Annotated in this window: 1 protein-coding gene; it reads left to right on the forward strand. The window is 30.8% G+C overall.

The window, feature by feature from the left end:
- Positions 1 to 282: 282 nt before the first annotated feature.
- Positions 283 to 1,143 (forward strand): hypothetical protein, encoded by an 861-nt coding sequence (locus tag DXA60_RS18470; protein WP_147345416.1) that lies wholly within the window; start codon positions 283 to 285, stop codon positions 1,141 to 1,143.
- The last annotated feature ends 89 nt before the right edge of the window (positions 1,144 to 1,232 follow it).

A 1,232-nucleotide genomic window follows, 5' to 3' on the forward strand; every position in this document is an offset into this window, starting at 1 on the left:
ATTCTGTAAAGGAGTTAAGTTGCCCTCTTGGTTATGAACAGGTGGAACGCATGGAGTTGTGCATCGAATAAGAGAACAAATACTGGGAAAAATGAGACCGCCAAGTAAAGGATGGTATACATATGATGAACAGATACGAGCAGAACTTGATAATTTGAGAAAAGCGTTAAATGAGGCAAGAAGTAGGGGAATGTCAGATGTTGTTAATAATAAGTATCCCAATATTAATAAAGTATCAGAACTGCAACCTCCAAAATCGACAGATGCAAAGGTGCCGAAAATATGTCAATAAAAGTTAAGAAGCCAGAGGTAAAAATGAATCTTTATGAAACAGATAAAGATGTGTTGAAAAGCTTTATTACAAATGAAAAAATAGATGGGGTATTTACGGAAAAATACTTAATTCTACAAAATTTTGCGGATGATTGTAGATTTTCATCAGATATTCAGCCGGAATTAATGGAATATTTATTGCCATTTTATTTGAGAATAATTGAAGAGGCAATCATGCATCAGAATAAAATGGCAGAAGATATTTATAGTCAGTTTAATTCTATGATTTTTTTTAATCAACAAAATTTTAAAAATTCTGTAGGAGAAAAATATCCATATGTAATGGAATATTATGTTGAACAGACAGTGAAACGGATGGAAATGGGAAATAAAACAATACTCGGTGACATTTCTTTGTTTAACACAACAATTGCATTTGATAGAAATAATATTGTAAAGTTATTTGATAAAATTTATGGAGGATCTTTAGCGATAAAATATTCATTCTTTAAGTATATTTCAGTTTTGCTTTTTAAGGAAAGCGATAATTTGCTTGCAATAAATGAAGAAAGGCCATTTTGGACGAGTGAAATATGGGATTTTGATGCACAGTTTTCTGACGCGTTTTTTTGGAATCAGGACATTGTTCAATATTATGAAAGGCATGTGACAAGACAAAAGATTGAGGAGGTATTTAAGGATATAACACCAATTTTATATAATAGTTTAGGAAAGGAGTTAATGAACCTTTTTTCAAGTGAAATGGAAAAGAGCTTTGCTACAGGAACTTTTGAAAAGAGAAAAAAGGAGTATTTACAGAAGATAAATTGTAGAAGTGAAAAATATAAGTATTGGACGGAGTGTTTTTAGAAAACCAAAAAGGGTAAAATAAAGCGTGTAAATTTTTTTGATTTTAACCCGCACATATGAACGAGATTATTCTGGTCTTGTTACAAAAA

The organism is Roseburia sp. OF03-24 (assembly GCF_003463035.1).
GTDB lineage: Bacteria > Bacillota > Clostridia > Lachnospirales > Lachnospiraceae > Roseburia > Roseburia rectibacter.

Coding starts and splice junctions, on each gene's coding strand:
- DXA60_RS18470 (WP_147345416.1), top strand. CDS start 283: ATGTCAATAAAAGTTAAGAAGCCAGAGGTAAAAATGAATCTTTATGAA.